The organism is Pseudomonas sp. LG1E9, assembly GCF_003290225.1.
Classification (GTDB): domain Bacteria; phylum Pseudomonadota; class Gammaproteobacteria; order Pseudomonadales; family Pseudomonadaceae; genus Aquipseudomonas; species Aquipseudomonas cyclaminis.
The window spans coordinates 4,471,724-4,488,655 of the sequence record NZ_CP029983.1; the positions used below are offsets into that span (position 1 = coordinate 4,471,724).

The 16,932-nt window shown below is 61.2% G+C and carries 14 protein-coding genes; 10 read left to right on the forward strand and 4 right to left on the reverse strand.

Features of this window, described 5'->3' with window-relative positions:
- Positions 1-70 precede the first annotated feature (70 nt).
- The gene (locus tag DNK50_RS20320) at positions 71-877 is read right to left on the reverse strand and encodes a sulfite exporter TauE/SafE family protein (RefSeq protein ID WP_112196029.1); all 807 of its coding nucleotides are present in this window, start codon (positions 875-877) and stop codon (positions 71-73) included.
- Positions 878-2,122 carry an FAD/NAD(P)-binding oxidoreductase gene (locus DNK50_RS20325; protein ID WP_112196030.1) on the reverse strand — a complete coding sequence of 415 codons (1,245 nt, stop codon included), beginning with the start codon at positions 2,120-2,122 and terminating at the stop codon, positions 878-880.
- Between the two features lie 168 nt (positions 2,123-2,290).
- Between DNK50_RS20325 and DNK50_RS20330 the strand changes: the two genes are divergently transcribed.
- Both DNK50_RS20330 and DNK50_RS20335 read left to right on the forward strand, forming a co-directional pair.
- Positions 2,291-3,154 carry an MBL fold metallo-hydrolase gene (locus tag DNK50_RS20330; RefSeq protein ID WP_099586614.1) on the forward strand — a complete coding sequence of 288 codons (864 nt, stop codon included), beginning with the start codon at positions 2,291-2,293 and terminating at the stop codon, positions 3,152-3,154.
- Between the two features lie 200 nt (positions 3,155-3,354).
- On the forward strand, positions 3,355-5,859 hold the full coding sequence (locus tag DNK50_RS20335; RefSeq protein WP_112196031.1) for a UvrD-helicase domain-containing protein: 2,505 nt from the start codon (positions 3,355-3,357) through the stop codon (positions 5,857-5,859).
- 2 nt (positions 5,860-5,861) lie between these two features.
- On the opposite strand, the gene bkdR is transcribed toward DNK50_RS20335, so the two are convergent.
- A complete protein-coding gene (gene bkdR / locus DNK50_RS20340; protein ID WP_099586612.1) occupies positions 5,862-6,350 on the reverse strand; it encodes a Bkd operon transcriptional regulator BkdR in 489 nt (162 codons plus the stop codon).
- A gap of 194 nt (positions 6,351-6,544) precedes the next feature.
- On the opposite strand from bkdR, the gene DNK50_RS20345 reads away from it, so the two are divergent.
- The 5 genes from DNK50_RS20345 to DNK50_RS20365 all read left to right on the forward strand — a co-directional run bounded on the left by DNK50_RS20345 (position 6,545) and on the right by DNK50_RS20365 (position 12,649).
- Positions 6,545-7,780, forward strand: coding sequence for a 3-methyl-2-oxobutanoate dehydrogenase (2-methylpropanoyl-transferring) subunit alpha (locus DNK50_RS20345; RefSeq protein WP_112196032.1), 1,236 nt, complete (start codon positions 6,545-6,547; stop codon positions 7,778-7,780).
- Between the two features lies 1 nt (position 7,781).
- Positions 7,782-8,840, forward strand: a complete 1,059-nt coding sequence (locus DNK50_RS20350) for an alpha-ketoacid dehydrogenase subunit beta (protein WP_099586610.1) — start codon at positions 7,782-7,784, stop codon at positions 8,838-8,840.
- Positions 8,841-10,094, forward strand: coding sequence for a dihydrolipoamide acetyltransferase family protein (locus DNK50_RS20355; RefSeq protein WP_112196033.1), 1,254 nt, complete (start codon positions 8,841-8,843; stop codon positions 10,092-10,094). It begins immediately after the preceding gene.
- Between the two features lie 3 nt (positions 10,095-10,097).
- Positions 10,098-11,471 (forward strand): dihydrolipoyl dehydrogenase, encoded by a 1,374-nt coding sequence (gene lpdA, locus DNK50_RS20360; protein WP_112196034.1) that lies wholly within the window; start codon positions 10,098-10,100, stop codon positions 11,469-11,471.
- 158 nt (positions 11,472-11,629) lie between these two features.
- The gene (locus tag DNK50_RS20365; RefSeq protein WP_099586607.1) at positions 11,630-12,649 is read left to right on the forward strand and encodes a branched-chain amino acid aminotransferase; all 1,020 of its coding nucleotides are present in this window, start codon (positions 11,630-11,632) and stop codon (positions 12,647-12,649) included.
- Positions 12,650-12,715: 66 nt separating this feature from the next.
- On the opposite strand, the gene DNK50_RS20370 is transcribed toward DNK50_RS20365, so the two are convergent.
- Complete coding sequence (locus tag DNK50_RS20370; RefSeq protein ID WP_099586606.1) at positions 12,716-13,606, reverse strand: GNAT family acetyltransferase; 891 nt, start codon at positions 13,604-13,606, stop codon at positions 12,716-12,718.
- Between the two features lie 300 nt (positions 13,607-13,906).
- Here DNK50_RS20370 and ctlX point away from each other — a divergent pair, with 300 nt between their 5' ends.
- From ctlX to DNK50_RS20385, 3 genes are all read left to right on the forward strand, one after another.
- Positions 13,907-14,833, forward strand: a complete 927-nt coding sequence (ctlX, locus tag DNK50_RS20375; protein ID WP_112196035.1) for a citrulline utilization hydrolase CtlX — start codon at positions 13,907-13,909, stop codon at positions 14,831-14,833.
- An 11-nt stretch (positions 14,834-14,844) separates the two neighbouring features.
- Positions 14,845-15,891 (forward strand): ornithine cyclodeaminase, encoded by a 1,047-nt coding sequence (locus DNK50_RS20380; protein ID WP_099586604.1) that lies wholly within the window; start codon positions 14,845-14,847, stop codon positions 15,889-15,891.
- Between the two features lie 258 nt (positions 15,892-16,149).
- Entirely contained in the window at positions 16,150-16,929 is a 780-nt protein-coding gene (locus DNK50_RS20385) for an ABC transporter substrate-binding protein (RefSeq protein ID WP_112196036.1), read from the forward strand.
- Positions 16,930-16,932: the final 3 nt, after the last annotated feature.

A 16,932-nucleotide genomic window follows, 5' to 3' on the forward strand; every position in this document is an offset into this window, starting at 1 on the left:
AAAAGCAGATCAAAAGCGGGGTAAACCTATCTACTCTGTGGAGATCTGAATGTGGGATTGCATTTCAAGTTCAGCGTAAAGCGTTGAAAAGCATTCCCGCTGCAACCACCACACACAGGCTGGCAAACCCCACCTGCAAGGTGCGCGCAGGAATCACCGAACACAAGCGCCGGCCGACCAGCATGCCGACGATGCTGGCACCGATAAACACCCAGCCCACCGGCTCGATGCGCACCCCGGCATGCAACGCGCCGGCCACGCCGATCAGCGAGATCAGGCTGATGACCATCAACGACGTGGCGACGATGCCGCGCATCTGCACGTCGGTGAGTTGCTTGAACGCCGGCACGATCAGAAAGCCGCCGCCCACGCCGAGCAAACCGGACACCGCACCGGTCACGGCACCCAGCGCGGCCAGGGTGGCGCTGCATTTGGCGGTCCAGGCCAGGCGCCCGGTCTGCTGATTGAGCATGCAGTTCTTCTGTCCCCAAGAAGCGGCGCCATGGTCACTCGGCCCGGCCTCGACCTTTTCGCGCTGCAACATGCGCCAGGCCACCAGCACCATCAACCCACTGAACAGCGCCATCAGCACCGGCTCCGTCATCTGGTGCGCGAGAAACACCCCCAAGGGTGAAAACAGCGCGCCGAGCAAGGCGATCAGCAGCGCGGCGCGGTAACGCACCAGGCCGTGGCGCAAACCATCAATCGCACCGACGGCCGCCGCCGCGCCCACCGCAAGCAACGACACCGGCGCGGCCTGAGTCATGGTCAAACCCAAGCCCAGCACCAGCGCCGGCACCCCGAGGATGCCACCACCCGCGCCGGTCAGGCCCATGACCAGGCCCATCAACACACCCAACACACTGGCCAGCAGCATTCAGTCCACCTTGCTCAGACGGGTCAGCCATTCACGGCCCTTGAGCATGCCGTTCCAGTAGAACCACGGCAGCAGCGTGGCCTTGAGGAACCACATCGACCGACGCGCCTTGGTCGGGTCGAGGCCGAAGGTCGGCAGCAACGTGCCGCCGTAGCCGAACTCGGCGAGCACCACCTTGCCCTTCTCCACCGTCAGCGGGCACGAGCCGTAGCCATCGTACTTGAGCGGCATCGGCGCCTGTTTGCGCAGGGCCAGCAGGTTTTCGGCAACCACCACGATCTGCTTGCGCACGGCAGCGGCGGTCTTGGCGTTGGGGGTGCCGCATACATCGCCCAGGCCGAAGATGTGCGGGTAGTGCAGGTGTTGCAGAGTGTTGGGGTGCACTTCACACCAGCCGGCGGCATCGGCCAGCGGGCTTTGGCGGATGAAGTCCGGCGCGACTTGCGGCGGCACGACGTGCAGCAGGTCGAAGGATTTCTCTTCAACCGTCGTATTGCCCTCAGTGTCCTTCACGGCAAACCAGGCCTTGCGCGCCGGGCCATCGACCTTCACCAGGTTGGAATTGAACGCCAGGCGGGCGTCGTATTTCTCTACGTATTTCATCAACGGCGGTACAAAAGTTGCCACCCCGAACAACGCCGCGCCGGCCAGGTTGAATTCCACCTCGATGTGCTTGAGATGGCCCTGCCTGAGCCAGTGATCGCACGACAAGTACATGGCCTTCTGCGGCGCGCCGGCGCATTTGATCGGCATGGCCGGCTGGGTGAAGATCGCCTTGCCGCCCTTGAGTTGCTGCACCAACTGCCAGGTATAGGCGGCGTGTTCGTAGCTGTAGTTGGACGTGACACCGTGCTGGCCGAGGGTGTCCTGCAGGCCCTCGATGCTCTCCCAGGCCAGGCGCAGGCCGGGACAGACGATGAGAGTCTGCCAACTCACACGCTGGCCGCTGTCGAGCACCAACGTCTGCTCGTCCGGCAGGACTTCGCTGACCGCGGCCTGTATCCAGGTGACGCCATTGGGCAGCACGTCGGCCAGCGGGCGACGGGTCTTCTCCAGGTCATAGGCGCCGCCGCCCACCAGGGTCCAGGCCGGCTGGTAGCAATGGTGGTCGCTGGGTTCGATAAGGGTGATGTTCAGGTCGGGGTCGCGCTTGAGCAGGCTGGCCAGCAGGCCAATGCCTGCCGAGCCGCCGCCGATGACAACGATATCGCCACTGATGGTTGGGCCCCAGTGTTGTTCGGTCATGGTCTGTTGCCTTTTTTTGTCAATGCACACAAGGGTCGTTGCCGTATGGCGTCACGCCCAATGATGGGTCGAAGCTTTGCCTCTGACCGTTTTTTTCCCTTAAGCTCGCAAGCCTATGTGGAAAACATCTTGAATGTAAGCCGCAATCCACCCTCAAGGACCGTCGCCATGTCAGCGTTGATTCAATCCTTTCTGGACGAGGCGTCGTCGACCTACACCTACGTCGTCTATGCAGCGGACGGCGGCCCCTGTGCCATCGTCGACTCGGTGCTCAACTACGACCCGGCCTCCGGGCGCACGGACACACGCCAGGCCGACAAAGTCATCGCCTTCGTGGGCGAACACCGCCTGCAAGTGCAGTGGCTGCTGGAAACCCACGCCCACGCCGACCACCTGTCGGCTGCGCCGTACCTGCGCCGCACGCTGGGCGGCAAGATCGCCATCGGCCAGTCGATCAGCAAGGTGCAGGACGTGTTCAAGAATCTGTTCAACCTGGAACCGGAATTTCGCGTCGATGGCTCGCAGTTCGATCACCTGTTTGCGCCGGATGAGGTTTTCCATATTGGCGGCTTGAAGGCCCAGGCCCTGCACGTGCCCGGCCACACCCCGGCGGATATGGCTTACCTGATCGAGGATCAATTGATCCTGGTAGGCGACACGCTGTTCATGCCCGATGTGGGCACCGCCCGCTGCGACTTCCCCGGCGGCGATGCGCGGCAGTTGTATGCGTCGATGCGCAAGTTGCTGGCCTTCCCGCCGCACACCCAGCTGTACGTATGCCATGACTACCCGCCTGAAGGACGCGAGGCCAAGTGCCTGACCACCGTGGCCGAGCAGCGCGCGGGAAATATCCATGTGCATGACGGGGTGGATGAGGCGGCATTTGTGGCAATGCGCACCCAGCGCGATGCCGGGTTGGGCATGCCGACGTTACTGCTGCCAGCGATCCAGGTGAATGTGCGGGCGGGGAATATGCCGCCGGCGGAAAACAACGGCGTTGTGTATTTGAAAATCCCGCTCAATCAACTGTAAAACCCTGCCCTTGTCGAGCCTGCATCGATACGGGCGCCGAAACAGTGGCGGCCAATCGCGGCTTAGCCAAAAAGCCAGCACCGTGTAGTATTCGGAAATAGATATTTTCCACCCAGGCCCTGTGCGCTTTTGCGGCCTGTTACTACCCGGTTTTCGTCGAAGACGCTCTTCGACGTCAGGATTTTTTTGGCAAGGACACTATGAGCAACCAACCGCCCTCCCCTGAACCTGGCGAAGAGTCCGCGTCCAGCCTGAATCAACACCTTTCTGTAATCCCACGCCTGCTGGCCTCTCTCTTGTCCCTGTCACTCGATGCGCTGGGCGCGATCAATGCCCCTTCGTTTCTCAAGGGGAAGTCCGTGGGAATCAAGCAAGGTAGAAAGCGCGGTATCGAAGAAGGAAAGCTCAGCGGTTATGACGATGGCTACGCGGCGGGGCGCGCCGTGCTTGAGTTCAACGACCTGCGCAGCGTCGCCCCCTTGCCGGGCGAAGATCACTGCCTGTTCGATGACGAACTACTGCCGGTCACCGAGGCCATCAAGCAAAAAATGCGCGCCGAAGTGGCCATGTATTTACCCGAACACGAGCAACCGAGCGCGGAACAATGGGCAATGATCTTCGCCGAAAACACCTGTACTTCGGTAATTGCCGGCGCTGGTTCCGGCAAGTCGACGACGCTGGCGTTGCGGGTCGTGCTCAAACACGTTCATCTGGGTATCCCCCTCAATCATCTTCAAGTCACCACGTTCACGACTGAATCGAAAAAAGACCTGATGAAAAAAATCGTCAAGATTTTTGGACATTGGGGCATCCCGCTCAGCGAAGACCAAATCAAAAGCCTGGTGCGCACGTTCCACAGCAAAGTATTCGGTTTCATGAAGGCCTTTACCGGCGGCCCCCTTGGTTATTTTGACTTTTTAGGCCCCGACATGAAAGACGATGACGAGGAGCTCGACAACCCGTTTTCGTCCACCCTCAACACCGAACAGTTGGCCGTGCTCTACAAGGTGTTCAATGACCTTTACAAGCACGACGCCGAGTTCAAAAAGCACATCCTGGCCCTGTATAAATCGGTAGCGTTTGCACCGCCGATGCCGATGACGGACAAAATGCGCAAAAACCGCGCCCACACGCTCAAGGCCACTTCCGAGCGGGACCTGGCCGTGTGTGACGCCATCGAAAAGGCCTGGACGGATCTCGGACTGTGGCCGATTGCAGGCTTGGGCGAGCGCCAGATCATTACCCTGGAAGGCCAGCCCTACATCGTCAACGGCTATCTGGAGGAATATGACGCAGCACTGATTCTCGGCTGGCCGGATACCGGTGTAACCCAGGACGATATCCCCTTTCGCGAAGGCGCCCGCGTCAACCTCAAGCGTGAGAGCTGGGCCAGGCAGGCAATCATCAGTGACTGTTACAAGAAAAACTTCGTACTGCTCAATCATGTGACAGCAGCGAAGACACTGATGGACAACGCCGAGCACATGGTCATCAGCGCCCCGCAATTCGAATACGACTTGCCTGGTACCACGCTGAAGGAAACCAACCTGATCCAGGTATTTTTCTCGGAAGGCAATTACATCGAAAACCTGGGGCTGGATGTCGACAATGCGATCGGCAAGATGACCTTCGTTCCAGGCGACGCACGTGAATCGTTCTACCTGGCACTCAAGGGTTTTTGGCGAGCCTTCCATACGCACCTTCAAGGCATGTCCCCCAAGCCGCTGATCACGTTCAATCAAGCATTCGCCCTCTTTGGTGAACGCAACCCCGAGGCCATCAAACAAATCCCCACCGCCGAGCTGGACGGTATGCGTCACCTGATGATCGACGAGTTCCAGGATGTCTCCGGGTTGAACATTTCCTGGATTCGCCAGTGCTGTAAGGAGATTCGGCGCCGCAACCAGGGCCAGGCCGGTATCGGCAATTCGCTGATGGCGGTCGGTGACGATTGGCAGAGCATTTACGGCTGGCGTGGCAGCTCGCCCCAGTACCTGATGGACTTTCACCAGCACTTTCTCAGCCACACACGACAAACGCTGTACATGCAGAACAACTACCGCTCCCATCAGGCAATCATTGATGCGGCAGAACAGGTGGTGCGCTCAACGTCCAATGACAAAGCCAAGCACGGTGTCGCCGCGAATGCCAAGGTGATTGACCGCGTGTCGCCGGTCTACCTGCATTACGTGAAGGCCAAGACCAAGATCAGTCAGCCCGACGAAACGATTCTGGAACTTGTCCAGAAGGCCTACGAAGACGGGCACAGCATTCTGATGGTATTCCGGGTTGGCACGGTGGTGACCGCTTACCGGCGGGCCCTGGGTGGGTTATTGCGTGATGCCAGAAAACACGATCGAAACGTCAAGTTGATGACGTTTCACAAGTCCAAGGGGCTGCAGGCGCAAACCGTATTCGTCATCGGCGATACCTTTTACAAGCCGACCAAATCCAAGCGCAATCAGCTGTACAACCTGGCGGGCCTGGGGGACGGCAAGTCCATGGCCTATGACAGAGCCCAGGCCGACGAGGCCTTGCGTCTTGCCTATGTGGGCATTACCCGGGCCGAGCTCCAATGCCACTGGTTGTTGGAGCGTGAAATCAGCACCCCAGGCGAAACAGCATCGGGTTATGCCGACCAGAAATCCTATTGCTACGAAAAATGGACGGCGACCGAAACAGCCGACGCCACTAGCGCGTCATAGCCCTACCCGCCCAGGCTGATGCCATTGGCGGGCAAGGGCAGCGCGGTTTTGTAGCGCACCTGCTTCAACGCAAAACTCGACCGGATATTCGCCACCCCCGGCACTTTGGTCAAAAAGTCCATCATGAAGCGCTCCAGCGACTGAATCGTCGGCACCAGCACCCGGATCAGATAGTCCGGGTCGCCGGCCATCAGGTAGCACTCCATCACTTCGGGGCGGTCCGAGATCGCGCCTTCGAACTGCTGCAACGCCAGTTCATTCTGCTTTTCCAGGCTGACGTGGATAAACACGTTGACGTGCAGCCCCAGCAGGTCGGCGTCGAGCAGCGTGACCTGCTCACGAATCAACCCCAACTCTTCCATCGCTTTGACCCGGTTGAAACACGGTGTGGGCGACAGGTTGACCGAGCGGGCCAGGTCGGCGTTGGTGATGCGGGCATTCTCCTGCAGGGCATTGAGAATGCCGATGTCGGTACGGTCCAGTTTGCGCATGAGACAAAATCACCTGTTTATTATGTTTATGCAGTTTTTTTATCCGCAAATGATCCTGAGCGCAACGAAACACAGATAAATATTCTTCTACGCCCCGCCTATGATTGTTGTAGGACAAGATTTCTTCTACCCGAAGACTGACTGTCAGCTAGCGCGCCCACTACAAGAAATTCACAAGATCGAGCGTAGAAGCCATGACCCAGCAGTATGAACCACTGCGCCTGCACGTCCCTGAACCCTCGGGCCGACCAGGCTGCAAGACCGACTTCACCTACCTGCGCCTGACCGACGCAGGCCTGGTGCGCAAACCCGCCATCGACGTAGAACCCGCCGACACCGCCGACCTGGCCAAGGGCCTGATCCGCGTGCTCGACGACCAGGGCCAGGCCCTGGGGCCATGGGCCGAAGGTGTCAGTGTGGAAATCATGCGCAAAGGCATGCGCGCCATGCTCAAGACGCGCATCTTCGACAACCGCATGGTGGTCGCCCAGCGTCAGAAAAAAATGTCGTTCTACATGCAGAGCCTTGGCGAGGAAGCCATCGGCAGTGCCCAGGCCCTGGCCTTGAACATCGACGACATGTGCTTCCCTACCTACCGCCAGCAAAGCATCCTGATGGCCCGCGAAGTGCCACTGGTGGACCTGATCTGCCAGTTGCTGTCCAACGAGCGCGATCCGCTCAAGGGCCGCCAGTTGCCGATCATGTATTCGGTCAAGGATGCGGGCTTCTTCACCATTTCCGGCAACCTTGCCACCCAGTTCGTACAGGGTGTGGGCTGGGGCATGGCCTCGGCGATCAAGGGCGATACCAAGATCGCGTCCGCCTGGATCGGCGATGGCGCCACCGCTGAATCGGACTTCCATACCGCCCTCACCTTCGCCCACGTGTACCGTGCGCCGGTCATCCTTAACGTCGTAAACAACCAATGGGCCATCTCCACCTTCCAGGCCATTGCCGGCGGTGAAGCCACCACCTTCGCCGGACGCGGCGTAGGCTGCGGCATCGCCTCCCTGCGCGTGGACGGCAACGACTTTATCGCGGTGTACGCCGCCTCGGCCTGGGCCGCCGAACGTGCGCGGCGCAACCTGGGGCCGAGCCTGATCGAGTGGGTCACCTACCGCGCCGGTCCGCACTCCACCTCGGATGATCCGTCCAAATACCGCCCAGCCGACGATTGGAGCCACTTTCCGTTGGGCGATCCGATTGCCCGTCTCAAGCAGCACCTGATCAAGATTGGCCAGTGGTCCGAAGAAGAGCACGCGGCGGTCAGTGCCGAGCTTGAGTCCGAAGTGGTCAAGGCGCAGAAAGAAGCCGAACAGTACGGCACCCTTGCCGGCGGCCAGATTCCGAGCGCCGCGACCATGTTCGAAGACGTCTATAAAGAGATGCCGGAGCACTTGAAGCGCCAGCGTCAAGAGTTGGGGATCTGACATGAACGATCACAACAACAGCATCGAATTGGAAACCGCCATGACCACGACCACCATGACCATGATCCAGGCCCTGCGCTCGGCCATGGATGTGATGCTTGAGCGTGACGACAACGTGGTGGTGTTCGGCCAGGACGTCGGTTACTTCGGCGGCGTGTTCCGTTGCACCGAAGGGTTGCAGGGTAAGTACGGAAGCTCGCGGGTATTCGACGCGCCGATCTCGGAAAGCGGCATTATCGGCGTGGCCGTGGGCATGGGTGCCTATGGTCTGCGCCCGGTCGCTGAAATCCAGTTTGCCGACTATGTGTACCCCGCCACCGACCAGATCATCTCCGAAGCCGCGCGCCTGCGGTATCGCTCGGCGGGCCAGTTCACCGCCCCCCTGACCATGCGCATGCCCTGCGGGGGTGGCATCTACGGCGGCCAGACCCACAGCCAGAGTATCGAAGCGGTGTTCACGCAAGTTTGCGGCCTGCGCACGGTGATGCCGTCCAACCCCTACGACGCCAAAGGCCTGCTGATTGCCTCCATCGAGAACGATGACCCGGTGATCTTCCTTGAGCCCAAGCGCCTGTACAACGGCCCGTTCGATGGCCATCACGACCGTCCTGTCACGCCGTGGTCGAAGCACCCGCAAGCACAGGTTCCCGACGGTTACTACACCGTGCCGCTGGACGTGGCAGCCATCGTGCGTCCGGGCTCGGCCGTTACCGTGCTGACCTATGGCACCACGGTGTATGTGTCGCAGGTTGCCGCTGAAGAAACCGGCATCGACGCCGAAGTCATCGACCTGCGCAGCCTGTGGCCGCTGGACCTGGAAACCATCGTCAAGTCGGTGAAAAAAACCGGCCGTTGCGTGGTGGTGCACGAAGCCACCCGCACCTGCGGTTTTGGCGCCGAGTTGGTAGCGCTGGTGCAAGAGCATTGCTTCCACCACCTGGAAGCGCCGATTGAACGCGTCACCGGTTGGGACACTCCCTACCCGCACGCGCAGGAATGGGCGTATTTCCCAGGGCCGACCCGAGTGGGCGCGGCGTTGAAACGGGTCATGGAGGTCTGAATGGGCACGCACGTTATCAAGATGCCGGACATTGGCGAAGGCATCGCAGAAGTTGAATTGTCGGTATGGCATGTGAAGGTCGGCGACATGGTCGTCGAAGACCAGGTGCTGGCGGATGTCATGACCGACAAGGCGATGGTGGACATTCCCTCGCCGGTGCACGGCAAAGTGCTTTCCCTCGGCGGCGAGCCGGGTGAAGTCATGGCCGTGGGCAGTATCCTGATCAGCATCGAAGTCGAAGGCGCCGGTAACACCAAGGACGCGCCGGTCGCGGCTGAGCCGGTGAAGGCTGCGCCTGTGGTCGAAGCCCGGCCCGCGCCGGTGGTTGAGGCCAAACCCGCGACCCAGCCCGCAGCGGCGCCGGTGGCCCGCGAAACCCATGAACGCCCGCTGGCCTCCCCTGCCGTGCGCAAGCATGCGTTGGATGCCGGTATCCAGTTGCGTCTGGTGCAAGGTTCCGGGCCCGCTGGCCGGGTCTTGCATGAAGACCTCGACGCTTACCTTCAGCAAGGCGCGACACCGTCCTCGACAGCCGCCAACCCCTACGCCGAACGCACTACCGAAGAGCAGATCCCGGTGATCGGCATGCGCCGCAAGATCGCCCAGCGCATGCAGGACGCCACCCGCCGCGCCGCGCATTTCAGCTACGTCGAAGAGATCGACGTCACCGCACTGGACGAGTTGCGTGTGCACCTCAATGAGAAACACGGCGCCACACGCGGCAAGCTGACCCTGCTGCCGTTTATCGTGCGGGCCATGGTCGTGGCGTTGCGCGATTTCCCGCAGATCAATGCGCGTTATGACGACGAAGCCCAGATCATCACCCGCCTTGGTGCGGTGCATGTGGGCGTCGCCACCCAAAGCGACGTGGGCTTGATGGTGCCAGTGGTGCGTCACGCCGAAGCCCGCAGCCTGTGGGGCAACGCGGAGGAAATCGCGCGCCTGGCCACGGCCGCACGCAATGGCAAGGCCAGTCGCGATGAGCTGTCGGGTTCGACCATCACCTTGACCAGCCTGGGTGCCCTCGGCGGCATCGTCAGCACGCCGGTGCTGAATTTGCCGGAAGTGGCCATCGTTGGGGTCAACCGCATCGTCGAACGGCCCATGGTGATCAAGGGCCAGATCGTGGTGCGCAAGATGATGAACCTCTCCAGCTCGTTCGATCACCGCGTGGTCGACGGCATGGACGCGGCGCAATTCATCCAGGCCATTCGCGGCCTGCTCGAACAACCCGCCAGCCTGTTCCTGGAGTAAGTCATGACCTTGAATACCACTTTGCTGATCATCGGCGGCGGGCCTGGCGGGTATGTGGCAGCGATTCGCGCCGGCCAGTTGGGCATCCCGACCATCCTGGTGGAAGGCCAGGCGCTGGGCGGCACCTGCCTGAATATCGGCTGCATTCCGTCCAAGGCCTTGATCCACGTGGCCGAGCAGTTCCAGCAAACCGTGCATCACAGCCAGGGCTCGCTCCTGGGCATCGATGTGGACGTACCGACCCTCAACATCCGCAAAAGCGTGGAATGGAAAGACGGCATCGTCGACCGCCTGACCACCGGCGTCGCGGCACTGCTGAAAAAACACAAAGTGCAGGTGATCCACGGCTGGGCCAAGGTGGTGGACGGCAAGACCGTCGACGTCGGCGATCAGCGCATCCACTGCGAACACTTGCTGCTGGCCACCGGTTCGACCAGCGTCAACTTGCCGATGCTGCCGATCGGCGGGCCGATCATTTCGTCCACCGAAGCCCTGGCGCCAACCCGTGTGCCCAAGCGCCTGATTGTGGTGGGCGGCGGGTACATCGGCCTGGAGCTGGGGATTGCCTATCGCAAGCTGGGCGCCGAGGTCAGTGTGGTCGAGGCCCAGGATCGCATCCTGCCGGCCTACGACGCCGAACTGACGCAGCCGGTCAGCGAATCCCTCAAGCAACTGGGGGTCAAGCTGTACCTCAAGCACAGCGTCACCGGGTTCGCCGACAACTGCCTGCAGGTGCGTGACCCCAACGGCGATACATTGACCCTGGAGACTGATCAGGTCCTGGTAGCAGTGGGGCGCAAACCCAACACCCAGGGCTGGAACCTTGAAGCGCTGAACCTGGCGATGAACGGCGCGGCGATCCAGATCGACAGCCGTTGCCAGACCAGCATGCGCAATGTGTACGCCATCGGCGACCTGAGCGGCGAGCCGATGCTGGCCCACCGCGCCATGGCCCAGGGCGAAATGGTTGCCGAACTGATCAGCGGTCAACCCCGCGAATTCAACCCGGCAGCGATCCCGGCGGTGTGCTTTACCGACCCGGAACTGGTGGTGGTCGGCAAGACCCCGGACGACGCCAAGGCGGCGGGCCTGGACTGCATCGTGTCGAGTTTCCCGTTTGCGGCCAATGGCCGGGCCATGACCCTGGAGTCGAAAGCCGGCTTCGTGCGGGTGGTGGCGCGGCGTGACAATCATCTGATCGTCGGCTGGCAAGCCGTGGGCGTGGGTGTATCGGAACTGTCCACCGCGTTTGGCCTGAGCCTGGAAATGGGTTCACGCCTGGAGGATGTGGCGGGCACCATCCATGCCCATCCGACCTTGGGCGAAGCGGTGCAGGAAGCTGCATTGAGGGCATTGGGTCACGCGTTGCATCTGTAAAACCGTGGCGAGGCCATCGGGGGCAAGCCCCCGATAGCGGTGGATCAGCCAACACAGAGCCTGAAGGCATCCACCCCGTGGCTCCCACACAAGCCAAGAATGAAGTATTGTTGCGCCCATTCAGAAAAAAACCGACTTGACCAAAGATAGAGGGTGTCATGGGTAACGAAAGCATCAATTGGGACAAGCTGGGTTTTGACTACATCAAGACCGACAAACGCTACCTCCAGACCTTCAAGGATGGCGAGTGGCAAGCCGGCACCCTGACCGACGACAACGTGCTGCACATCAGCGAGGGCTCCACCGCCCTGCACTATGGCCAGCAGTGCTTTGAAGGCCTCAAGGCCTACCGCTGCAAGGACGGCTCGATCAACCTGTTCCGCCCGGACCAGAACGCCGCACGCATGCAGCGCAGTTGCGCCCGTCTGCTGATGCCGCATGTGCCGACCGACGTGTTCATCGATGCCTGCAAACAAGTGGTCAAGGCCAACGAGCGGTTCATCCCGCCGTACGGCAGCGGCGGCGCGCTGTACCTGCGCCCGTTCGTGATCGGCACCGGTGACAACATCGGCGTGCGGACCGCGCCGGAGTTCATCTTCTCGGTGTTCTGCATCCCGGTCGGCGCCTACTTCAAGGGCGGCCTGGTGCCACACAACTTCCAGATCTCCACGTTCGACCGCGCCGCCCCACAGGGCACCGGTGCTGCGAAAGTCGGCGGCAACTACGCAGCCAGCCTGATGCCGGGCTCGGAAGCGAAAAAATCCGGCTTCGCCGACGCGATCTACCTGGACCCGATGACCCACTCGAAGATCGAAGAAGTCGGCTCGGCCAACTTTTTCGGGATCACCCACGACAACAAGTTCATCACGCCGAAGTCGCCTTCGGTGCTGCCAGGCATCACCCGCCTGTCGCTGATCGAACTGGCCCAGACCCGCCTGGGCCTGGAAGTGGTTGAAGGCGAAGTGTTCATCGACAAACTGGCCGACTTCAAGGAAGCCGGCGCCTGCGGTACTGCGGCGGTGATCTCGCCGATCGGCGGCATCCAGTACAACGGCAACCTGCATGTGTTCCACAGCGAAACCGAAGTCGGCCCGATCACCCAGAAGCTCTACAAAGAGCTGACCGGCGTGCAGACCGGCGACGTTGAAGCGCCAGCGGGTTGGATCGTCAAGGTCTGACCCAGCAACACCGCAAAAAAGTGTGGGAGGGGCAAGCCCCCTCCCACATTTTGATCTCCAGTATTTTCAAGATTGAGGGATATTCCCAGCAATCTTCTTGCCCATGCTGATCCTCGGCTCCACCCCATACCCCAGCGCCTCGTAAAACCCCGCCACCGCCTCGTTGCCACTGGTGATCTGCAGGTTGATCTTCATGCAGCCCAGCACCGTCAACGCCTGCTCCGCATGCCGCACCAGCGACGCGCCCAGGCCATGACGCCGATAGTCCGCGTGCACCGCAACCGAATACAGCCAGCCGCGATGGCCGTCGTAACCGGCAAGGATGGTCCCGATCACCGCTTTTTTATCCGTCGCCACAAAGAACAACCCGTCATTGACGGCCAGCTTTTTATCGATCGCCAGGCTCGGCAGGTTATGCGCGGTGTCATAGCCAAACGCCTCCTGCCATAACTCAATCACTTGCGCACGGTGCGAGCGGTCGCGATACGGCCCGATGGGATAGCGTGATGACAGCGTCTTTTCCATCACCAGCGTGCGCTCGTTGCCATGGTAAACGTCGCGCACTGTGTGAAACCCCAGCTTGGTGTAGAACGGCTCGGCGGTCAGCGAAGACGGCACACTCAACACCGTCACCCCGGTTTCACGGGCGCGCAGCTCGATTTCCATCATCAGCAACCGGCCGATGCCCTGCCCCTGCAAGCTCGGGTTGACGAACACTGAGCGCACCACATTGGCGTCAAGCGCCGCCGTGGCGACCACGCTCTGATCCTGGATCGCCACCAGCACGATACGGCGCTTGAGCAACGCCAGCACTGCGTCCGGCGTGAAGTTGCTCGCCACACGGGCAATCACATCCGCGGGGTAATCCTGCGCATTGCTGCTGCGCAGGGCCGCCAGGATGACTTGGCTGATGCCTTCGGCATCGGTGGCTTGGGCGAGACGAACGACGGTGGACATGATTCCTCCTGGCTGACGACGCTGGAACAGACACCACAATACCAATGTGGGAGGGGCGGTGCGACGATTCGACTTGCCCCCGAAAGCAATCCTTCAGATATGGATTTTCTGGCTGAGCCACCGCCATCGGGGGCAAGCCCCCTCCCACACTTCAAGCGCATTTCACCCCTACAGCCGGTTCGGCTGCCATACCCCACTTTTCAGCTTTCCCGGCTGAGGCGCTCCTTGGTTTCAGCCGGGATTCCTCTGCCACAGCGCACAAAATAGCCCCACTGCCCAACCCCATGGATTCGTGCCCCCATGCAAACCACCAACACCGTCCTGATGATTCGCCCGGCGCGCTTTGCCTTCAACCCGGACACCGCGATCAACAACCGCTTCCAACGCCAGCCCCTGGACCCACTCAGCGCACAGCAGAAAGCGCTGGAAGAGTTCGACGGCTATGTCGATACCCTGCGCCAGCACGGCGTGGAAGTACTGGTGGTGCAGGACACCCCGGCGCCCCATACCCCCGACTCGATCTTTCCCAACAACTGGTGGAGCAGCCATGCCGACGGCAGTCTGGTGCTGTACCCGATGGAAGGCCAGAACCGTCGATTGGAGCGCAACAAGGGCGTGCTGCAAGTACTGGAACAACGTTTTGCGGTCAAGAACACCATCGACCTCAGCCACCTCGAACAACACAACATCTTCCTTGAAGGCACCGGCAGCATGGTGCTCGACCGCCAGCACCGCATCAGTTATGCATGCCATTCCGGGCGTACCCACCACGATGCGCTGCGCGAATTCGCCGCGCGCCTCGACTACCAGCTCTGCGTATTCCACGCGGTGGACCGCCACCACGCGCCGATCTACCACAGCAACGTGATGATGAGCGTGGGCCGCGACCTCTCGGTGGTGTGCCTGCAAGCCCTGCCCGACGAAGGCGAACGCCTGACCCTGGAGCGCTCCCTGCACGACACCGGCAAGGACATCCTTGCCCTTGATTTTGACCAGCTGGAAGCCTTCGCCGGCAACATGCTCGAAGTCCACGACCGCGATGGCCAGCCGCTGCTGGTGATGTCCGCCAGTGCCTGGGGCGCGTTGCAACCGGCCCAGCGCCAGCATGTGGAACGCCATACCCGACCGGTGGTGGTGAACATCGACAACATCGAACGCATCGGCGGCGGCAGCGCCCGCTGCATGCTGGCGGAAGTGCACCTGCCTGCCCACCCCTCATTTCAATAAGGAGTCTTGCCATGACCCGCTATATCGACGTCAACGACCTCAGCTACCTGGTCTCGCAAAAAGGCCTGCAAACCTGCATCACCGAGATGGCCGAATACATCCGCGCCGACTACCTGCGCTGGCAGGATTTCGAAAAATGCGCACGCCTGGCCAACCACTCGCCGGACGGTGTGATCGAGCTGATGCCGGTGTCCGACGCGTCGCTGTACGCCTTCAAATACGTCAACGGCCACCCGAAGAACACCCTGGCGGGGATGCTCACCGTCATGGCGTTCGGAGCGTTGGGCGATGTGGACACCGGCAAGCCGGTGCTGCTGGCAGAAATGACCCTGACCACCGCCATCCGCACTGCCGCCACCTCGGCGCTGGTCGCACGCTACCTGGCGCGCGACAACAGCCGCAGCATGGCGCTGATCGGCAACGGCTCGCAAAGTGAATTCCAGGCCCTGGCCTTTCACGCCATGCTCGGCATCAACGAAATCCGTCTGTTCGATATCGACGCCAAGGCCACTGCCAAGCTGGCAGCCAACCTCAAGGCCTTCCCGGCGATCAAGGTGATTCTGGCCGGCAGCGTGGCCGAAGCGGTCAAAGGTGCGGACATCGTCACCACCGTGACCGCCGACAAGGCCTACGCGACCATCCTCACGGACGAGATGATCGAGCCGGGCATGCACCTCAATGCCGTGGGCGGCGACTGCCCAGGCAAGACCGAACTGGACCGCCGTATCGTCGAGCGCGCCCGGGTGATCGTCGAGTACGAGCCGCAAAGCCGTATCGAAGGTGAGATCCAGCACATGCCGGAAGATTCGCCGGTGACCGAACTCTGGCAGGTGATCAACGGCCAGCAACCGGGCCGCGAGAACGCGCGCCAGATCACGCTGTTCGACTCGGTGGGCTTTGCCATCGAAGACTACTCGGCCCTGCGCTATGTGCTGGACGTGGCCAAGGCGCTGGATGTGGGCAGCGAATTGGAATTGGTGCCGGACCTCGCCGACCCGAAAGACCTCTTTGCGCGCCTGGCCCAACAGCCACGCGCACAGCACAAAAAGCGCGCCTGAGACCGCTCTGGCCTGCCGCTTTGCGCCTAGGGCAGGCCCTATTTACAGCGTTGAAAAGCCGATTCAGCGGGTCCGACAGCCGATTCCGCTGCATTGCGCTTTTTTACAGCGCAATTTGCGCTTTGCGCACCGGGTAAACGACACAAAAAACGCACCACCATGAAGCATTCTGAGCCCGACCAGAGAGTCACCGAATGAATGCAGCTGCACCTCTTTTTTACTGCCCTGACATCAATTACAAAATATAGGGACTACACCATGACTCCATTGCGATCACTGTTCGCTGCGTTGCTGTTGCCACTGTGCGCCACCGCCGCCCACGCCCAGGATTGGAAAGAAATCCGCTTCGGCGTGTTCCCCGAATACCCGCCCTTCGAATCTGTGGCCGCTGACGGCAGCCTGCAAGGTTTTGATATCGAATTGGGCAACGCCATCTGCGCCAAGCTCGACGTGAAATGCACGTGGGTGCACAACGAATTCGACGGCATGATCCCGGCCCTGCGCGCACGCAAGTTCGACGCCATCATGTCGTCCATGGCCGTGACCCCGGCCCGTGAGAAAGTCATCGATTTCAGCGACCGGCTGTTCCTCAGCCCCACGTCGGTGATCACCCGTAAAAGCGCCGACTTCGGCGACACACCCGAATCGTTGAAAGGCAAGCAGGTCGGCGTGTTGCAAGGCTCGTTGCAGGAAGCCTATGCCCGTGCGCACCTGGCCAGGCTCGGGGCACAGGTCAAGGCCTACCAGTCCCAGGAACAGAACTACGCCGACCTGCAAAACGGTCGCCTCGACGCCACCCTGACCGACAAACTCGAAGCCCAGCTCAACTTCCTGTCCAAGCCCGAAGGCGCCGACTTCAAGACCGGCCCGGCCTTCAAGGACCCGACCTTGCCGCTGGACATTGCCATGGGCCTGCGCAAGAACGACCAGGAATTGCGCGCGCTGATCAACAAGGGCATCGCCGCCGTCCAGGCCGATGGCACCTACGCGCAGATCCAGAAAAAATACTTCGGCGATCAAGACATCTACCACGAGTAAGCC